General features: G+C 41.4%; 16 protein-coding genes. 10 read left to right on the plus strand and 6 right to left on the minus strand.

Annotated features, from left to right (window positions below; all coding sequences use genetic code 11):
- From ACJAZP_RS01580 to ACJAZP_RS01600, 5 genes are all read left to right on the plus strand, one after another.
- Positions 1-2,007: a transglutaminaseTgpA domain-containing protein gene (locus ACJAZP_RS01580; RefSeq protein ID WP_415228973.1), complete on the plus strand. Its 2,007-nt coding sequence runs from the start codon at positions 1-3 to the stop codon at positions 2,005-2,007.
- A 135-nt stretch (positions 2,008-2,142) separates the two neighbouring features.
- Positions 2,143-3,246, plus strand: coding sequence for a 3-isopropylmalate dehydrogenase (leuB, locus tag ACJAZP_RS01585; RefSeq protein WP_415228974.1), 1,104 nt, complete (start codon positions 2,143-2,145; stop codon positions 3,244-3,246).
- Between the two features lie 70 nt (positions 3,247-3,316).
- Complete coding sequence (locus tag ACJAZP_RS01590; protein ID WP_415228975.1) at positions 3,317-3,853, plus strand: YaeQ family protein; 537 nt, start codon at positions 3,317-3,319, stop codon at positions 3,851-3,853.
- A gap of 139 nt (positions 3,854-3,992) precedes the next feature.
- Entirely contained in the window at positions 3,993-5,447 is a 1,455-nt protein-coding gene (gene thiI / locus ACJAZP_RS01595) for a tRNA uracil 4-sulfurtransferase ThiI (RefSeq protein WP_415228976.1), read from the plus strand.
- A 165-nt stretch (positions 5,448-5,612) separates the two neighbouring features.
- Positions 5,613-5,789, plus strand: a complete 177-nt coding sequence (locus ACJAZP_RS01600) for a DUF1737 domain-containing protein (RefSeq protein ID WP_415228977.1) — start codon at positions 5,613-5,615, stop codon at positions 5,787-5,789.
- Between the two features lie 66 nt (positions 5,790-5,855).
- Here the strand turns inward: ACJAZP_RS01600 and elyC are convergent, their stop codons facing one another.
- The 5 genes from elyC to ACJAZP_RS01625 form a co-directional block, all read right to left on the minus strand.
- Positions 5,856-6,620 (minus strand): envelope biogenesis factor ElyC, encoded by a 765-nt coding sequence (elyC, locus tag ACJAZP_RS01605; protein ID WP_415228978.1) that lies wholly within the window; start codon positions 6,618-6,620, stop codon positions 5,856-5,858.
- Between the two features lie 118 nt (positions 6,621-6,738).
- Positions 6,739-8,184: a 16S rRNA (cytosine(1407)-C(5))-methyltransferase RsmF gene (gene rsmF, locus ACJAZP_RS01610; RefSeq protein ID WP_415228979.1), complete on the minus strand. Its 1,446-nt coding sequence runs from the start codon at positions 8,182-8,184 to the stop codon at positions 6,739-6,741.
- A 105-nt stretch (positions 8,185-8,289) separates the two neighbouring features.
- Positions 8,290-10,962: an MlaD family protein gene (locus ACJAZP_RS01615; RefSeq protein WP_415228980.1), complete on the minus strand. Its 2,673-nt coding sequence runs from the start codon at positions 10,960-10,962 to the stop codon at positions 8,290-8,292.
- Positions 10,962-11,585, minus strand: coding sequence for a paraquat-inducible protein A (locus ACJAZP_RS01620; RefSeq protein WP_415228981.1), 624 nt, complete (start codon positions 11,583-11,585; stop codon positions 10,962-10,964). Before ACJAZP_RS01620 ends, ACJAZP_RS01615 begins: the two co-directional genes overlap by 1 nt.
- Positions 11,575-12,171, minus strand: a complete 597-nt coding sequence (locus ACJAZP_RS01625; protein ID WP_415228982.1) for a paraquat-inducible protein A — start codon at positions 12,169-12,171, stop codon at positions 11,575-11,577. Before ACJAZP_RS01625 ends, ACJAZP_RS01620 begins: the two co-directional genes overlap by 11 nt.
- A 149-nt stretch (positions 12,172-12,320) precedes the next feature.
- Here ACJAZP_RS01625 and ACJAZP_RS01630 point away from each other — a divergent pair, with 149 nt between their 5' ends.
- From ACJAZP_RS01630 to rplT, 5 genes are all read left to right on the plus strand, one after another.
- Positions 12,321-12,584 (plus strand): YebG family protein, encoded by a 264-nt coding sequence (locus ACJAZP_RS01630; protein WP_415228983.1) that lies wholly within the window; start codon positions 12,321-12,323, stop codon positions 12,582-12,584.
- 202 nt (positions 12,585-12,786) lie between these two features.
- Positions 12,787-14,694: a threonine--tRNA ligase gene (gene thrS, locus ACJAZP_RS01635; RefSeq protein WP_415228984.1), complete on the plus strand. Its 1,908-nt coding sequence runs from the start codon at positions 12,787-12,789 to the stop codon at positions 14,692-14,694.
- A 20-nt stretch (positions 14,695-14,714) separates the two neighbouring features.
- Entirely contained in the window at positions 14,715-15,257 is a 543-nt protein-coding gene (gene infC / locus ACJAZP_RS01640) for a translation initiation factor IF-3 (protein ID WP_415229018.1), read from the plus strand.
- Between the two features lie 98 nt (positions 15,258-15,355).
- Positions 15,356-15,553, plus strand: a complete 198-nt coding sequence (gene rpmI, locus ACJAZP_RS01645; protein WP_415228985.1) for a 50S ribosomal protein L35 — start codon at positions 15,356-15,358, stop codon at positions 15,551-15,553.
- A gap of 14 nt (positions 15,554-15,567) precedes the next feature.
- A complete protein-coding gene (rplT, locus tag ACJAZP_RS01650; protein WP_415228986.1) occupies positions 15,568-15,924 on the plus strand; it encodes a 50S ribosomal protein L20 in 357 nt (118 codons plus the stop codon).
- A gap of 264 nt (positions 15,925-16,188) precedes the next feature.
- On the opposite strand, the gene ACJAZP_RS01655 is transcribed toward rplT, so the two are convergent.
- Entirely contained in the window at positions 16,189-16,404 is a 216-nt protein-coding gene (locus ACJAZP_RS01655; RefSeq protein ID WP_415228987.1) for a hypothetical protein, read from the minus strand.
- Positions 16,405-16,460: the final 56 nt, after the last annotated feature.

Below are 16,460 nucleotides of genomic sequence, written 5' to 3' on the forward strand. Positions count from 1 at the left end.
ATGGATCCATCGACCGAAGCTTTTCAGCGACTCAAATTGGTTCGCCATGAGAATTTAATATGGTTGATTGTCGCGCAAGGCGTGGTCATTTTACCTTTGCTGCTGCAGTTACCCGTCTGGCTTTGGCTGGTGTGGCTGGGCGCCTTGTCGTGGCGCTTAAGCATTTATGCCGGTAAGCTCAATTATCCTTCCTCGGTGGTTAAATTTTTACTCAGTTGTGTCTCTATTGGCGGGTTAATAAGCACTTATCAAGGCGCCTTGGGGATCGAGGCGATGGTCGGTTTTTTAGTGTGCGTGTTTGTGCTTAAATTATTAGAGCTGCGCACTCGCAATGATGCATTACTGCTGCTGTTTATCGGTTTTATCGGCGTTGCGGTGCAATTTCTTTTTGCCCAATCCCTTTGGGCTGCGCTTTATGCATGTCTCTCCTGCGTTGTTCTTATCAGCGCCTGGCAGACTATCTACCTGACTCGGCAGTTAGCATTGCGCGACAAGCTTAAAAGAGCGGCGGTTATACTGCTGCAAGCCATGCCGCTAATGCTGGTTATGTTTGTTGTCATGCCGCGAATAGGGCCTTTGTGGCAAACACCTTTGTTACAAGGCGCAGGACAAACAGGTTTTAGTGATTCTTTAGCGCCGGGGGATATCAGTCATTTAGTGCGCTCTAAGGGGACTGCTTTTCGGGTTAACTTTGACGGGTCACAAACGCCCGACGTAAGTGAAATGTATTGGCGCGGATTAGTATTAGATAGCTTTGACGGTAGAGCCTGGGGATTAAATCAAGAGTGGGATCGAAAGTGGGATCGTGCGCGTCGTTATCAAGTGGATAAGTTACAGTCAAAAGATCTGCTCAATTATGAAATTATTGTTGAGCCGCATCATTACCGGTGGCTGTTTGCCTTAGCTGAGCCGGTTAACGTTATCTCTACCAGCGAAGCGGCGAGTATCACCAAAGATGGACTTATCGCCGTGCAGGATCCGCTCCGTTCTGCTTTGCAATATAACGTTACCAGTACGCTACCGTCATCCATTGAATGGCCTGAATTATCTTCGCAGCAACGGCTACATTTTATTGATTTGCCTGAGGGTTATAATCCGCAGACTATTGAGCTGGCTCAAGCTTGGGTAAAAGAGGGTAATTCGCCCGTCGCTTTAATCGACAAAGCGTTGGCTTTGTATCAACAATCTTTTATTTACACCCTAGCGCCGCCACTGCTGGGAAAAAATAGCGTTGATGATTTTTTATTTATTTCTAAACGCGGGTTTTGTGAGCATTTCGCCAGTAGTTTTGCGGTGTTAATGAGAGCCGCTGGAGTGCCGGCCCGTGTTGTGGTCGGCTATCAGGGCGGCACTTACAACAAGCTAGAGGATTATTGGATGGTTACTCAAGCAGACGCTCACGCTTGGGTTGATGTCTGGTTAGAGGGGATCGGCTGGCAGCGTATTGATCCAACCAGTGCGGTGGCGCCGCAGCGTATAGAGCAGGGGATTAACAATGCCCTGGCAGATAGCGAGCGCAATATGCTGGCAGCCGGGCAGTTTGACGCGCCTTTATGGTTAAGCGGTTTGCGCCAGCGTCTGGATGCGGCTAATTATCTCTGGAGCCGTTGGGTGCTCAGCTATAATGCAGACAAACAGAGTCGCCTGCTAGAACAGTTGCTTGGTGGCGCTCAGCCTTGGCGTGTTGGGGTGGCATTTAGCGCGCTGCTGATGTTTTTATTAGCCCTCTATATAGTGATTGTGATCCGCCCTAAATGGCGAACTCAGAGACCGTTGCTGCGTGCCGTTCATAAGTTTGACATGACCTGCAGGCAGTGGCAGATGCAGCGCAATCCACAGGAAACACTGGCTGTATTTGCGCTGCGTCTGGCAGAAAAACAGCCGCAGCTTAAACCTGCCTGTCACTTGCTGGCGGTAATATCACAACAAGTTTTGTATGCAGATGATGACAGCGCCGAACACAAATTAATCAAGGCATTAAGACAATTCCCCCAAAGCCGCCCTTAAAGAGACATCGGTAAGTTGTATAATTGCAGATAAATAAAAAAATTTGCGTAAAAAAGCCCTCCTAAGTTTGAAACTAGGGGGGCTTTTACTTATGATACTTGACAAAATAATACATTCATTATTTAGGGAAATAAAATGACAACATATAACATTGCATTACTGGCGGGTGACGGAATCGGTCCGGAAGTAATGAACGAAGCTGTTAAAGTATTAAAACTGGTTGAGCAGCGTAATGCCGACGTTAATTTTGAACTTAACGATGTTTTATTCGGTGCGGCTGCTTATTTTGCTACGGGTCATGCTTTTCCGGATGAAACCAAAGCAGCTTGTGATAAAGCGGATGCGATTCTAAAAGGAACAATCGGCTTAAATCACGAAGATTCTAAAAAAATCCCTATTGATGAACAACCTGAACGCGGTGCATTATTACCGCTGCGTCGCCGTTACAATACCTATGCAAACTTCCGTCCGGTATATTTACCAAAAGGCCTGGCACATTTCTCGCCACTAAAAGCCTCGGTTATCGGTGAAGGTATCGATATCATGATCATCCGCGAATTAGTGGGTGGTTTGTACTTCGGCGAAAAAGAGATGGGCGTTAATGCCGAGGGCAAACGTTTTGTACGTGAAGTCCTTGAATATGATGAAGATCAAATCCGTCAAATCGTCAAAGTCGGCTTTGAAGTCTCAATGAAACGTAAAAAAGTGATGCACAACATTCACAAATCAAATGTTTTAAAATCAAGCGTGCTGTGGAATGAAATTGTTGAAGAAGAAAGCAAAAATTACCCGGAAGTTGAAGTTAAAAACATTCTAGTTGATGCTGCCGCGACTTACCTTTGTCTAAAGCCAACCATGTTCGATGTAATGGTCATGGAAAATATGTTCGGTGATATTTTAAGCGACCAGGGCGGCGGTATTCTAGGCTCTTTAGGCTTAATGCCTTCAGCTTGTAAAGGTCCTGAAAAATCTTATTATGAACCATCACACGGCAGCGCGCCGGACATCGCTGGCAAAGGTATTGCAAACCCATATTCAATGATAGGCTCTGTAGCACTGATGCTGGAAATGAGTTTTGGAATGGAGAAAGAAGCGAAAAACCTTTGGTCTGCGATGCAGGCTGTTTTTGAAAATGGTTACTCAACCTCGGATCTTTCAAAAGAAGGCGAAGCCAATCTGGTTAGCACCGCTGAATTTGGTGATCTGGTCTGTGCAGAGCTGGCTAAAATGCCCGTCTAAGCGAAGTACTATAAACAAACAATAAAAAGCCACGTTTGAACGTGGCTTTTTTCTTTAAATTGGAAAAATAATGGCACTGAAACCGACCATCTTCAAAATGAATATCAATCTCTCGAATCTTAATAACGATCATTATGACACGCTTAATCTCACCGTTGCCCAGCATCCTTCAGAAACAGTGGAGCGAATGATGGCACGTGTGATGGCCTATTGTCTTAATGCGCAGGAGTTTTTAAGCTTTACCAAAGGGCTGTCGGTTGCCGATGATCCGGATATCTGGGTAAAAAGCTTAGATGACCAGCTTTTATTATGGATTGACATGGGCGAGCCTGCTTTTGACCGTATTAAAAAAGCGTCACGTTTAGCCAAACAAGTTAAGGTTTACAGTTTTAACAGTAAATCGGCGGTATGGTGGAAACAATCATCAGCTGATTTTGGAAAACTCAATATTGATGTTTATCAGTTTAACTTTGAGCAGGTACAGGCCCTCGCAAAACTACTCAAACGTACCATGGATTATTCTGTCACTATCGCCGGAGATACGCTTTATATAGCGGCTGAACTGGGCGAGTGTGAAATCAGTTGTAACGCTCTACAGGTTCAATAACAGAGTGTTTTAATCCGCTGCCAGCATAGAGCGGCAGTGGACAAGCATGATTTTGCCTTTCCCCTGATCAATATAAGTGAATATTGACAATATATTTGCTATAGTTCGCCACCTTATTTATCAGCACAGTGATCACACAATGAAATTTATCGTAAAACTTTTCCCCGAAATCATGATGAAAAGTCGTCCTGTTCGTAAACGTTTTAGCAAAATGTTACAGGGTAATATCCGTAATGTATTAACGCGTCATGATGAACAGGTTAAAGTGATTTTGGAGTGGGATAAGATCATTGTTCGCACTGAAAATGAAAGCGCTGAAAACAAAGCGAATCTGATTCTGTTATTAAGCAGTACGCCGGGTATTGCACACTTTTTAGAAGTAAAGGAATCTGCATTTACAGATTTGCATGACGTTTATGAGCAAACGCGGGTTATTGTCGGCGATTCGCTCGACGGAAAAACATTTTGTGTGCGTGTTAAACGCATCGGCCAACACGATTTCTCTTCAATAGACGCCGAGCGTTATGTCGGCGGCGGCTTAAATCAACATACCGATGCACTGGGTGTGCAGTTAAAAGGGCCGGATATTACTGTCCATTTAGAAATCAATAACGACAAACTTTTCTTTATTGATAAAAAACATCCTGGTTTAGGCGGTTTCCCATTAGGTACTCAAGAATCTGTTTTATCCTTAATTTCCGGTGGTTTTGATTCCGGCGTTTCAAGTTATCAGCTGCTTAAACGTGGCTCCCGCGTGCATTACTGTTTCTTTAATCTTGGCGGCGCGGCACATGAAATAGGCGTTAAACAGGTGGCTTATCAGTTATGGAATCGTTTTGGTGCCTCGCATCGGGTCAAATTTATTTCAGTTCCCTTTGAACCCGTTGTCGCAGAGATCTTAGAAAAAGTAGAAAACGGTCAAATGGGGGTTATTCTAAAGCGTATGATGATGCGTGCTGCCACCCAAGTTGCCGAACGTTTAGATGTCGAAGCGCTGGTTACCGGAGAAGCGCTGGGTCAAGTTTCCAGTCAAACGCTGCGTAATTTATCGGTGATAGATAAAGTCACCGATATGCTCATTCTGCGTCCGCTTGTGGCAACCGATAAGCAGGATATTATCGATTGCGCCCGCGTTATTGGAACCGCTGAAATTTCTGAAACTATTCCCGAATATTGCGGCGTTATTTCGCAGCGTCCAACCGTTAAAGCGGTAATGAGCAAAATCGAGAAAGAGGAAGCAAAGTTTGATCTTGCCCTTATCGACGAGGTTGTTAATGAGGCAGCCACAATAGATATTCGTGATATTGAAAAATCGCTACATGAAGAAATATTAGAAGTTGAGTCGGTCTCTGAATTTGCAGAAAATGAAGTGATTTTAGATATTCGATCAATGGATGAAGCCGAAGAATCCCCCCTTGATATTGAGGGTGTCAGCATTGAGCACTTGCCTTTCTTTAAATTATCCAGCCAATTTGAAGCACTGCCGCAGGAAAAAACCTATCTTTTATACTGCGCTCGTGGAGTAATGAGTAAACTGCAGGCGTTGTATTTAAAAGAAGCTGGTTATGACAATGTTAAGGTTTACCGCCCTTAAAAATATCAGCGAGTAAAACAGGGTGGATAATTCACCTTGTTTTAGCCGTATAAGCACAATGTTCACATTTTTAATTTATTTAATTTCTTTTTTTTATGAATATCTTTATGCTTATTTTTATAAAAAAACGGTTAGAAAAATACTGTTATTAAAAAGGAGATAAAGATGCCAATACAGAAATACAAATTAGTCACGGGTAAAGATGATGCTGATTTTTGTGAACGTATTACGCAATTATTAGCACAGGGTTATGAGCTGCACGGATCACCTGCGCTGTCTTTTAATGGTAAGCATATGGTGGTCGCACAGGCGGTTGTTAAGCAGAAGACACAATTGCTGTAATTTATGCTCAATCTCACTACTGAGTCAGGCTATTAAAAAAGATAAACAATGTTTATTTTTTTTATTTTAAAGTTGCGCTTTGAGCCAATTTTGTAATGTTCCGAGATATTCATGCCAGGCAACTTTTGTTTTATCAAGGTAATCAGATGAGGGAATATAATAATAATAAGGCGTTTCTCCCAGACGATTTTTGGCCAGATAATTCGCAGGTGCGGCTACGGGCGTTCTGTTATATTTATGAAAAAGTCGCATTGCGCGTGGCATATGAGTTGCAGAAGTCACTAAAACGGCTGACTGCCCTTTGATAATTTCCGACATCTGTCTGGCTTCGTCATCGGTATCTAGCGTATTATCCAGGCGGATAATTTTATCTTTAGGAATGTTCATGGAAATTGCCAATTCCTGCAGCAATAATGCATGAGATTTAAGATCCCCAAAATTTCCCCCGGAAACAACCAATATTGCATTTGGATTGGCGTGATACAAACGCAGCGCCTCCATCAAGCGACTTAATGCAACGGCGGATAATTGCCCCGTTACGGGTAGACTTGGATCGGCAATACCGCCCGAGCCTAACACTAAAATATAGTCAAAGTTCTGCGCCGCCTGCATAACCGGCGGATATTTAGACTCTAATGAGCGCACCAGCGGCTCAGACACGGGCATAAAACTAAATGAAAATAAAAGTATAAAACTTAACAGTAAATTAAATTTAGCGAGTTTTTGTTTGTGTGTGAAAAACAGTAAAATAAGGGCAAACAAAAAAAGCATTAACACAAAAGGGAGCGGCATCAGCAAAGCACCTATCCATTTTTTTAAAATAAATAACATTCTGATAACTCCATTTTTTAAAAAAGAAGGGCGTGAAAAAATCGTTAGGATCAAGAGCCCGAGATCTAAAGATCCCGAGCCATAGTGACTGTTATTTTACAAACAGATTGTTATTGTATTATTTTACGAATAAATTGTTATCGCGGATTAACTCCCGCGGTAAACTGTTTTTAATGCGGTTATCAAGTGATTTTCCTAATCCTATCACTCGCTTTCGGTAACTTAACAGAACTTCGCCCTTAAGCCCTTTAGCGTCAACATTCCTAATATCACGGCCCTGGTAGAATTCCTGTGCTTGTTCGGCGTTTAGTTCAACTTGTATGCTATCGGCATTGTCACCAAAACAACTGGCAAACTCATGGGTGGTTTTAAAGCCGCTTTTGCGTCCGTTACCAAATTCTTCGGCAATTTTGATCCCTAAGCGCGAGAATCGTAACTCCTTAATCAGGGGTTTGATCGGATCTGGAAATAACCAGAATTCCTGATCGCGCTTATACAACATACCTGCGATATTGGTAATGGAAAATTGGCTGCTAAAGTAGTCATAGAGCGCTTTCTCTTTCTGTCTGGTTGGCCTGATAAAAGGAAATTTGCCCAAACGTTTTACGGCGGGCTCTACGGTGCTGGCTTGGGTCTTTTTAATGGCCGCCACAAAGAAGCCTTCACTGTCATAAACCTGTGGCCAGATATGTAAGAAACCCTCCTCAGTGCGGGTTTTATGGGCATCCGTAAATAATGTTTCTAAATCTAAAAATTCAATATGCTCGGGAAATTTATTTTTTAAAAAATAACAAATATCCTGATTTTCTTCGTGGCTTAAGGTGCAGGTAGAATAAATTAAAATCCCATCTTCTTTTAGTGCGTGGAAAGCACTGAGGATCAATTCCTGCTGCATGGATGCTATCTCGTTAATAGAGGATTGACTCCAGTTGTTCATTGCATATTTATCCTTACGGACGGTGCCTTCGCCTGAGCAGGGCGCATCTAATAAAATTGCGTCAAAGGTGTCCGGCAACCATTTCCCAAATACTCGGGCATCAAAATGTGTTAAGGCGACGTTTTTAATGCCGCAGCGCTGAATATTGGCATGTAACATTTTAATCCTGCTGGAAGAAAATTCATTGCCGATAATCAATCCGCTATTACTCATCTTTGCTGCTATTTGTGTGGTTTTAGAGCCGGGTGCTGCCGCAGCATCAAGCACGATAGACTTTTCCGAAGGTGTGAAAAAATGAAACAGGGCGGCGACGGGTAACATTGAACTCGCTTCCTGGATATAGCATAAGCCGCCAAGGTGCTCTGCACTGTTGCCAAGGGGGGGCAGCTCATCTTCCACTTCGATCCAAAAACCTTCAGCGCACCAGGGGATTGCCGTTAATGACCAGCCCTGCTCTTTGGCACGTTGTTGAAATTGTTCAACTGATATTTTTAATGTATTGACTCTGATTGCGCGGCGCAGAGGACGCTGACAGATATCTATAAAATCTTCTATTTTCAGTTGGCTGGGTAAAATGTCGGTCATCTTTTCAATAAACGCCTGCGGGAGTCGGGTAGTACTGTGCATTATAATTCCTTTAAGCGCGCGAGGGATGCGCGCGGTATAACATATTGCCGGATTTCTTATTTCTATTTCTATTTATTATTTCAAAGTCAAAGTCAAAGTCAGAGCCTAAGGTTTAGGGATCGCCAGTGTCCAGTTTAACCATTCTTTGTTCATTTCATTTTTCAGCTTAAAACGCGAAAAGGCATCACTCGCAGGTTGTAAAGCTTGGTCATCGGGCGTGCTCATACTTATCCCGCCCTTAATTAAAGAGGTTAAAGAGGTCGCCTTTAAGGCGGCACCGGTGATACCGATATCTAAATTAAACCCTGAAGCTGGCCAAAAAATAGAATTTTGACGAATTAAATGGGAGTATTTAGGGTAGATATTAATGGTGATCTCGACCCCCGAAGCATTATAGGATAAGCGCTTTGAAATTACTTGCCCTATCTGGATTTGGCGGTGGTAGACAGGGCTGCTTATGTCGCTCGAGCCGGCATTATCTGCAAGCAAAATAATGGGTAATCCCGATTGATTTTGTGCAAGCAGCGGTTCAGCGTCTTCACCGGTGAAATATTTTTCAGTGATCCCTTTACCAAGGGAGACGTTAATATAAGCGCCGGACACCAAAGTAGATAAATTTTTAACCCCGGATAAGGATGCCTCAGTTTTGACCATCCAAAAACGGCTGCCTTTGCGTGCCACTTGTTCGGCAAATTTGGGTTTAAGATTGACCGTCGCCCGTACTTTCTGTTGCGATGTCAGTGTTAAATCAATAACTTCACCAACTACTAAGCCTTTCAGGCGTAACTGACTGCCTGTTTGTAAATCGTTGGCCTGATTAAAGGTCACACTGATTAAGGTTGCGGGGATGGTTGCAAGCTTCTGGCTGTTAAAAAGTTTGTATTTACCATTACTGTATTTATTGTCAATTTGTTTATTTCCGGGACCCACGGCAATTCCCCCCGCCGCAATAGACAGTAAGGATTCAGCTTGTATTTTCAAACCGCCAAGACCCGCATCCGCGCTAAAACCACTGATGTTCCAGAATACACTGTGCGCATTAATAAGATGTTTATATTGCCCTTTAATACTCAGGGTGGTTTGCATTAAACCCGAATTATCAACAGAAAAATTACTCACTTCGCCAATAGGTAGTTTTCTGTAATAAACCGGAGAACCCTCGGTAACGGAAGGTAATTCTCTGCTTAAAACTTCAATTTTCTTGGGCTGACTGAAAACATTAAGCCCGACTTTTACCAGCGCCTTTGAGGGGTATAATCTAAAAAATTGATCTTTATTTAAAACCGCGGCTGTTTGAGATTTATTGACCGGTCTTTTGTTATACAAGCCTATACCGCCGGAAATTAAATTTTGAAGAGGGGTCGATTGAACCTCTATTCCCGTTAAAGAAGCTTTAAAATTTACTCCACTTAGCAGATAAAATTGGCTGTTTTTATTGATCAGATATTGATACTGCTGCTCAATATCAATATAAACCGCAATAAATCCTTCTTTTTCTGAAAAATCTAAAGCCGTTATTTCCCCTATTTTGAGTCCTTGATAGGTAATAGGGGCTTGTGGGCTTAGTCCGGTCGCGTCTTCGGTTAATACCACCAGAGAAAGAACCGAAGCTTGCGGCGGTGCTGCTCGCTGAATGACAAAACGAGTGGACTTTGTACTGCTGCTTAATTGGTTGCCTGAAACGGGTTGAAAAGCAATATAATCGCCTTTAATAACATTGCCAATATTTTTTATTTTTGCAAAGGTGAGTGATGTCTCTTCAATCCAAAACTGTGATCCTTCGGTGATCAAATCACTGAATTGTGGGTTAATCAGTGCCGAGACAACAAACTGCTCATCTGTTATTGAGTATTCAATATCGGTTATTCTGCCAATACCCAATCCTTTAAATAAAATGCCGGCACCCTTAGGTAAGTTATTAATGTGATTGGTAATGAGTTCTATAGAAAGGCCCATTTTGCTGTCGTCAATATTGTTAAATAACTTAAAATGCGCATCACTTGTAAGTTCTTCACCTTCCTCTGGTGAGGAAAAGGTAATGCCTCCCGCAATTAAGGAGGTCAGGCTATTAAGCGATATATCGATACCTGTTGGTGAAATATTGGCGTTTAATCCGCTAATATTCCAAAATTTACTGTTATTTTTCACCAAATGGTTATATTCGCCATTAACAAAGGCGCTGATATCGACCGATTGTCCGGACTGGTCTAAACGGATGTCGGCAACCTCACCCACTTGAATGTTTTTGTAGAATAATGGCGTGCCGACGTTGATCGATCCCGCATTATCACTTTGCAGATTAATCAGTCGTGCATTTTCAGGTATGCTAATCGGCTGCTCGGTTTGCGCGATAAAATCAGTCGTATACTCGCCATCACCCGGTTGCAGATTAATATAACTACCGGAAAAAAGGGTGTCTAAACCGGTGATGGAAGTCAGAGAAGCTTTGGGTGATACTAACCAAAATTTTGTACCCTTACGGAGCATTAATTTGGCGTGAGAATCAATATTTGCAATAATATTGACACCACCATCGGGATCCAATTCCACTTTTTTGACAGTACCAATGATCACACCTTTATAATGCAGTTTAGTTTTATCCACTATGATGCTTTCTGCATGTTCAAAATGTATTTTAATGGTGGCATTGGCATTGGTGATATTTTGAAATAAAAACCACGCGCCCAAAAGAGCAGCAACCAGCGGCAGGAACCAGATGGGTGATATTGTTTGCGACTTGACAATGCTTGCCTCGGTCTTTGGATCTTGTTCATTCATTATTTTTTAGCATCCCAAATTAAACGCGTATCGAAACTGTTTGCAGCAAACAGAGTGGTTAAAACGACTATGGTAAATGAGGAAGCCGCTATTCCCGGATAAACAGAAAGTAACTGTCCTTTATCAAATACCGCCACCATGATTGAAATAACAAAAAGATCTAATATTGACCACTTTCCTATCCAATCCACTATATTAAATATCCAAAGCTGTTTTTTACGGCTAAAGCGCCAGCGGTATTGTATGGCCAGCAGGATAAAAGTTAATGCCATTATTTTGAAAATCGGGACCACTATTGAAGCTATAAAAACAATGATTGCAATAGTGAGCATATCACTATCCATTAGGCTTAATATTCCGGAAAAAATAGTATCGGGGTAACGTATGTTATTTTTTAATAAATAAGTGATCGGGTATAAATTGGCGGGGAAAATAAAGATCATCGCGGTTATCAAAAACGCCCAGGTTTTTTGCAAACTGTTTTTGGTGCGCACGGAAATAGGGTTTAAACAGGTAGGGCAGTGGTTAGGCGCTGTTTTAGAGATTGAGTGATTGCCGCAAACTTTACAAAGTTGCAGTCCTTGTTCAACCCCCGTTTTCCCTGCTACTGCACTATTTTCCATTGATATAACGCTCCCAATAAGCATGATTACTGTAATTACTGATAATGGTCATATCCAGCAGCAACAGGGTAATAAAAAAATAGAAACCCGAGCCGAAATAGAGATCTGAATAACTCATCAATTTAAAGACTGCGACCATTAAACTCACCATATAAACTTCCAACATTGACCAATGCATCAGAGAATGGGTGAGCTGTAACACTTTTGGTATAGATGCCGGAAAGTAATTATAAGTTAAACATAAACTGCTAAAGGCAATGCATGAAATCAATAGCGTTGGTGCTATGACGGCGCAAAAGAAAACCACCACGGAGACAACGGGGGTGCTATCAAGCATCATTAACGCACCCTGCAATAAATTTGTGTCCTCGGTAATGCCCAGTAAATTAACTGAAATTAACGGGAAATAAAAAGCCGGAATCATCACCAGTAATGCGGTTAAAGACAACGCAAGCAATACAGATGGCCTGCACTTAGTATTTTTATATAATGCCCCCCCGCAACGGCAGCATTTGGCCACATAGTTTATGGGCAGGTGTGGTATATTTGAAACCATATCACAATGTCGGCAGATTATTGTTTTCATTGAATAAAATCATATTATTATTGAGTTAATGAGAAAGATAGCAAACAAACAACTATTTAACAAAAATTTGCAATCTTAGTGCGAGTTTAGTACTGTATAAAAACACATGAATAAAATCTAATTTATTATTACATTTTAAAGAGGCCACCGTGGCAATAATCATAAAATATATTGTAGAAAGAAAAGGTGTTGAAAAAATGACCTTTACCAGTAAAAAAGAAGCTGATGCCTACGACAAAATGTTAGACAGTGCAGACCAACTTGCAGAATTTATTGGCGCCAGCACAGTAACGCTTGATGATCAGCAACTGGAGGAGTTGGGATTATACCTTGCCAGCAACAAAGAAGTTATAATGAGTTTATTTAAAGGTAATAGTTTTAATACCGATAAGAAAGTAAAAAAAGAAAAATAATCGATAGCGCTGCTAATTAAGTGGCCATCGGCACTCGATTTATCCACATTTTAACCTTTAACACTGCCCTTATTAAACGCTGCTTTTTGAACCTTGAAAATTGGCGCTTTTCATAAGCATTATATTCCTTTAAAATGCGCATCCTATTTATCAATTATACAAATGCTTTTTGGTTGGAAGCATCACTGTGAGGAAATTCAGCATGCCCATTATTACTCTTCCCGACGGTAATCAACGTCAATTCGATAACACTACCTCAATTATGGAAATCGCGGCCGATATCGGTCCCGGTCTTGCCAAGGCATGTATTGCCGGGCGAGTTGACGGTCAGTTAGTTGATGCATGTGATCCTATTGAAAAAGACGCTAACATTGCCATTATTACTGCAAAAGATGATGCAGGCTTAGAAATACTGCGTCACTCATGTGCGCATCTTTTAGGGCATGCTATCAAGCAGCTTTACCCTAAAGCTAAGATGGCAATTGGTCCGACGATTGAAAATGGCTTTTATTACGATATTGACATTGATATTAATATCAATGATGAAGAGTTGGCTAAAATATCAAAACGTATGAATGAATTAGTGAAAACTAATTATACCGTGGTTAAAGAAAAAGTTTCGGTAGAACAAGCAAAAGCGGTTTTCACCGAGCGTGACGAGACCTATAAATTAGAAATCATCGAAGGTATTCATCCTGACGATCGTCCCGGCTTATACCATCATCAAGAATATATTGATATGTGTCGTGGTCCACACGTACCAATGATGAAATTCTGTCAATATTTTAAACTGATGAAGGTCGCCGGCGCATATTGGCGCGGCAATTCCGACAATAAAATGCTGCAACGAATCTATGGCACCGCCTGGGCTGACAAAAAACAACTTAATGCCTATTTAAAACGTCTTGAAGAAGCGGCTAAACGTGATCACCGTAAAATCGGTAAACAGTTAGATCTGTATCATATGCAGGAAGAAGCGCCGGGTATGGTTTTCTGGCACAGTAACGGATGGACAATTTATCGTGAACTTGAAAAATATGTGCGTGAGCAAACTGAAGCTTATAACTATCAGGAAGTAAAAGCGCCACAAATCCTGGATCGTTCTCTTTGGGAGAAATCGGGACATTGGGGTAAATACAAAGATAATATGTTCACGACCAGTTCTGAAAATCGTGATTATGCGATTAAACCGATGAACTGCCCCGGACATTTACAAATATTCAATCAGGGACTGAAATCGTATCGTGATTTGCCGCTGCGTATGGCGGAATTTGGTTCCTGTCACCGTAACGAGCCGTCTGGCTCATTACACGGTTTAATGCGTGTACGTGGCTTTACTCAGGATGACGCGCATATTTTCTGTACGGAAGAGCAAATTCTTGCAGAAGTATCTTCTTGCATTCAGATGGTATTTGAATGTTACAAAACCTTTGGTTTTGAAGATGTTGTGGTCAAACTGTCAACCCGCCCGGATCAACGTGTGGGAGATGATGCGACTTGGGATAAAGCAGAAGCTGCTTTGGCTAACGCATTGACCACCAATAATATCACTTATGACCTCTTGCCCGGTGAAGGGGCTTTTTATGGGCCAAAAATAGAATTTACTTTATATGATTGTTTAGGTCGAGCTTGGCAATGTGGTACAATCCAACTTGATTTTTCAATGCCGGGTCGTTTAGACGCTTCTTTTGTTGGTGAAGATAACGAAAGACATACACCGGTTATGATTCATCGCGCAATTTTAGGTTCTTTAGAGCGTTTTATTGGTATTCTGACTGAAGAATACGCCGGCGTTTATCCTACATGGTTATCACCAAAACAGGTGGTGGTAATGAATATTACCGATAAACAGTCTACTTTTGTCGATGAAGTTGTAAATAAATTAAAAAAATCAGGTATTAGAGCCATTTCGGACTTGAGAAATGAGAAGATAGGCTTTAAAATCCGTGAGCATACATTAAAACGTGTTCCGTATTTACTTGTTATCGGTGATCAAGAAGTCGAAGCTGGTGAAGTTGCTGTAAGAACACGTAAAGGTGATGATTTAGGTAAATTCAATGTAGATGACTTTATCGCTTATGTTAAAGAAGAAATCATTACACGCCGTTAAATTTATTAGGAGAATTTGTTATAAAAGGTGCAAAAAAAGCCCCACAACAGGGCAATAAACATCGTTTGAATGATGAGATTACAGGGACTGAAGTACGTCTCTCAGACTCAGAAGGCAAACCAGTTGGCGTCGTTTCACTGGAAGAAGCAATAAATATGGCTGTTGATGCCGATCTGGACTTAGTTGAGATCAGTCCAAACGCTGAGCCACCAGTTTGTCGCATCATGAATTATGGCAAATTTTTGTATGAAAAGACTAAATCCGTTAAAGAACAACGGAAAAATCAGAAACAGGTTCAGTTAAAGGAAATAAAATTCCGTCCTGGAACTGATGAAGGCGATTATCAGGTAAAACTACGCAACCTGACTCGCTTTTTAGAAGAGGGTAATAAAGCTAAAGTAACACTGCGTTATCGTGGTCGTGAAATGGCACACCAATCCTTAGGGATAAATCTGTTAAACCGTATTAAAGCGGATTTAGCGGAAATATCCGTTGTCGAGTCTTTCCCGAAAATGGAAGGCCGTCAAATGGTGATGGTGTTAGGCCCTAAACGTGCTAGCTAAGGCATAAAGTAGTGTTATATACCGTATGCATTATTACGCAGCGGTATAAACATTCGCCTTACTGGTTTAATTTAAATTAGAACAATGCGGAGTTCGCAATGCCTAAAATGAAAACGAACAAAGGTGCTGCAAAGCGCTTTAAAAAGACTGCTTCTGGCGGTTTTAAGCGTAAGCAATCACACTTACGTCACATCCTTACTAAGAAGTCTACTAAGCGTAAGCGCCATTTGCGTGCACAAAGCATGGTAAATAAAGTAGACGTACCACAAATCCGCAGAATGTTGCCATTTGCTTAAGTAAGGAATAAAAAATGCCAAGAATTAAACGTGGTGTACAGGCTCGCGCCCGTCACAAGAAAGTATTAAAACAAGCTAAAGGTTATTACGGAGCACGTTCACGTGTTTATCGTGTAGCTGTTCAAGCAGTTACTAAAGCGGGTCAATACGCTTACCGTGACCGTCGTCAACGTAAACGTGTATTCCGTCAATTATGGATCGCTCGTATTAACGCGGCATCTCGTATTAGCGGTCTATCTTACAGCCGTTTCATCAATGGTCTTAAAAAGGCTTCTGTTGAAATCGATCGTAAGATACTTGCTGATATCGCAGTATTTGATAAAGCAACATTTGCTCATTTAGTTGAAGTCGCTAAAAAAGCACTTGCTTAATCCTATTGCTGGTAAGTAATTAGATTTTTAAAGGAGACATTATGTCTCCTTTTTTTTTATCTTAAATATTATAAATCAGATAATAATACCAATTTTACTAATTAGATGATTTATTTAGACACCGGAAGAATGCATGAAAGCGAGGCATTGATTAAGCAAAGATCTTGTCCAAGTTTGTATTTTTACAAACAATAGAAGTGCTTTCTAATACAGAAATGACACCGAATGAATTTACTCTGTGATTAATTAATACCGAGCCTATTCCTAAACGTGCAAGTACATGCAGCTATTGCCCAGTGCAATATAGGTTTGTGCTTTTATCCAGTAACCGTTGAAGTCTGTTTCATCTGCATTAGTCAGCAGTGGTTCAAGTTGCAGTTGAATAATGGGGCGTTCGAGATTAAAGAGATCAATCAGGGTATAACCTAGTCGGTCTTTGACCGCATCGATAACAGATCTGAGATCACTACTTCTGTACACAAATTAATGTATTTACGCGCTTAATCGCTCATCAAAGTTGTACGTACTCGAGTAGA

This window comes from Psychromonas sp. (genome assembly GCF_047632955.1).
Classification (GTDB): domain Bacteria; phylum Pseudomonadota; class Gammaproteobacteria; order Enterobacterales; family Psychromonadaceae; genus Psychromonas.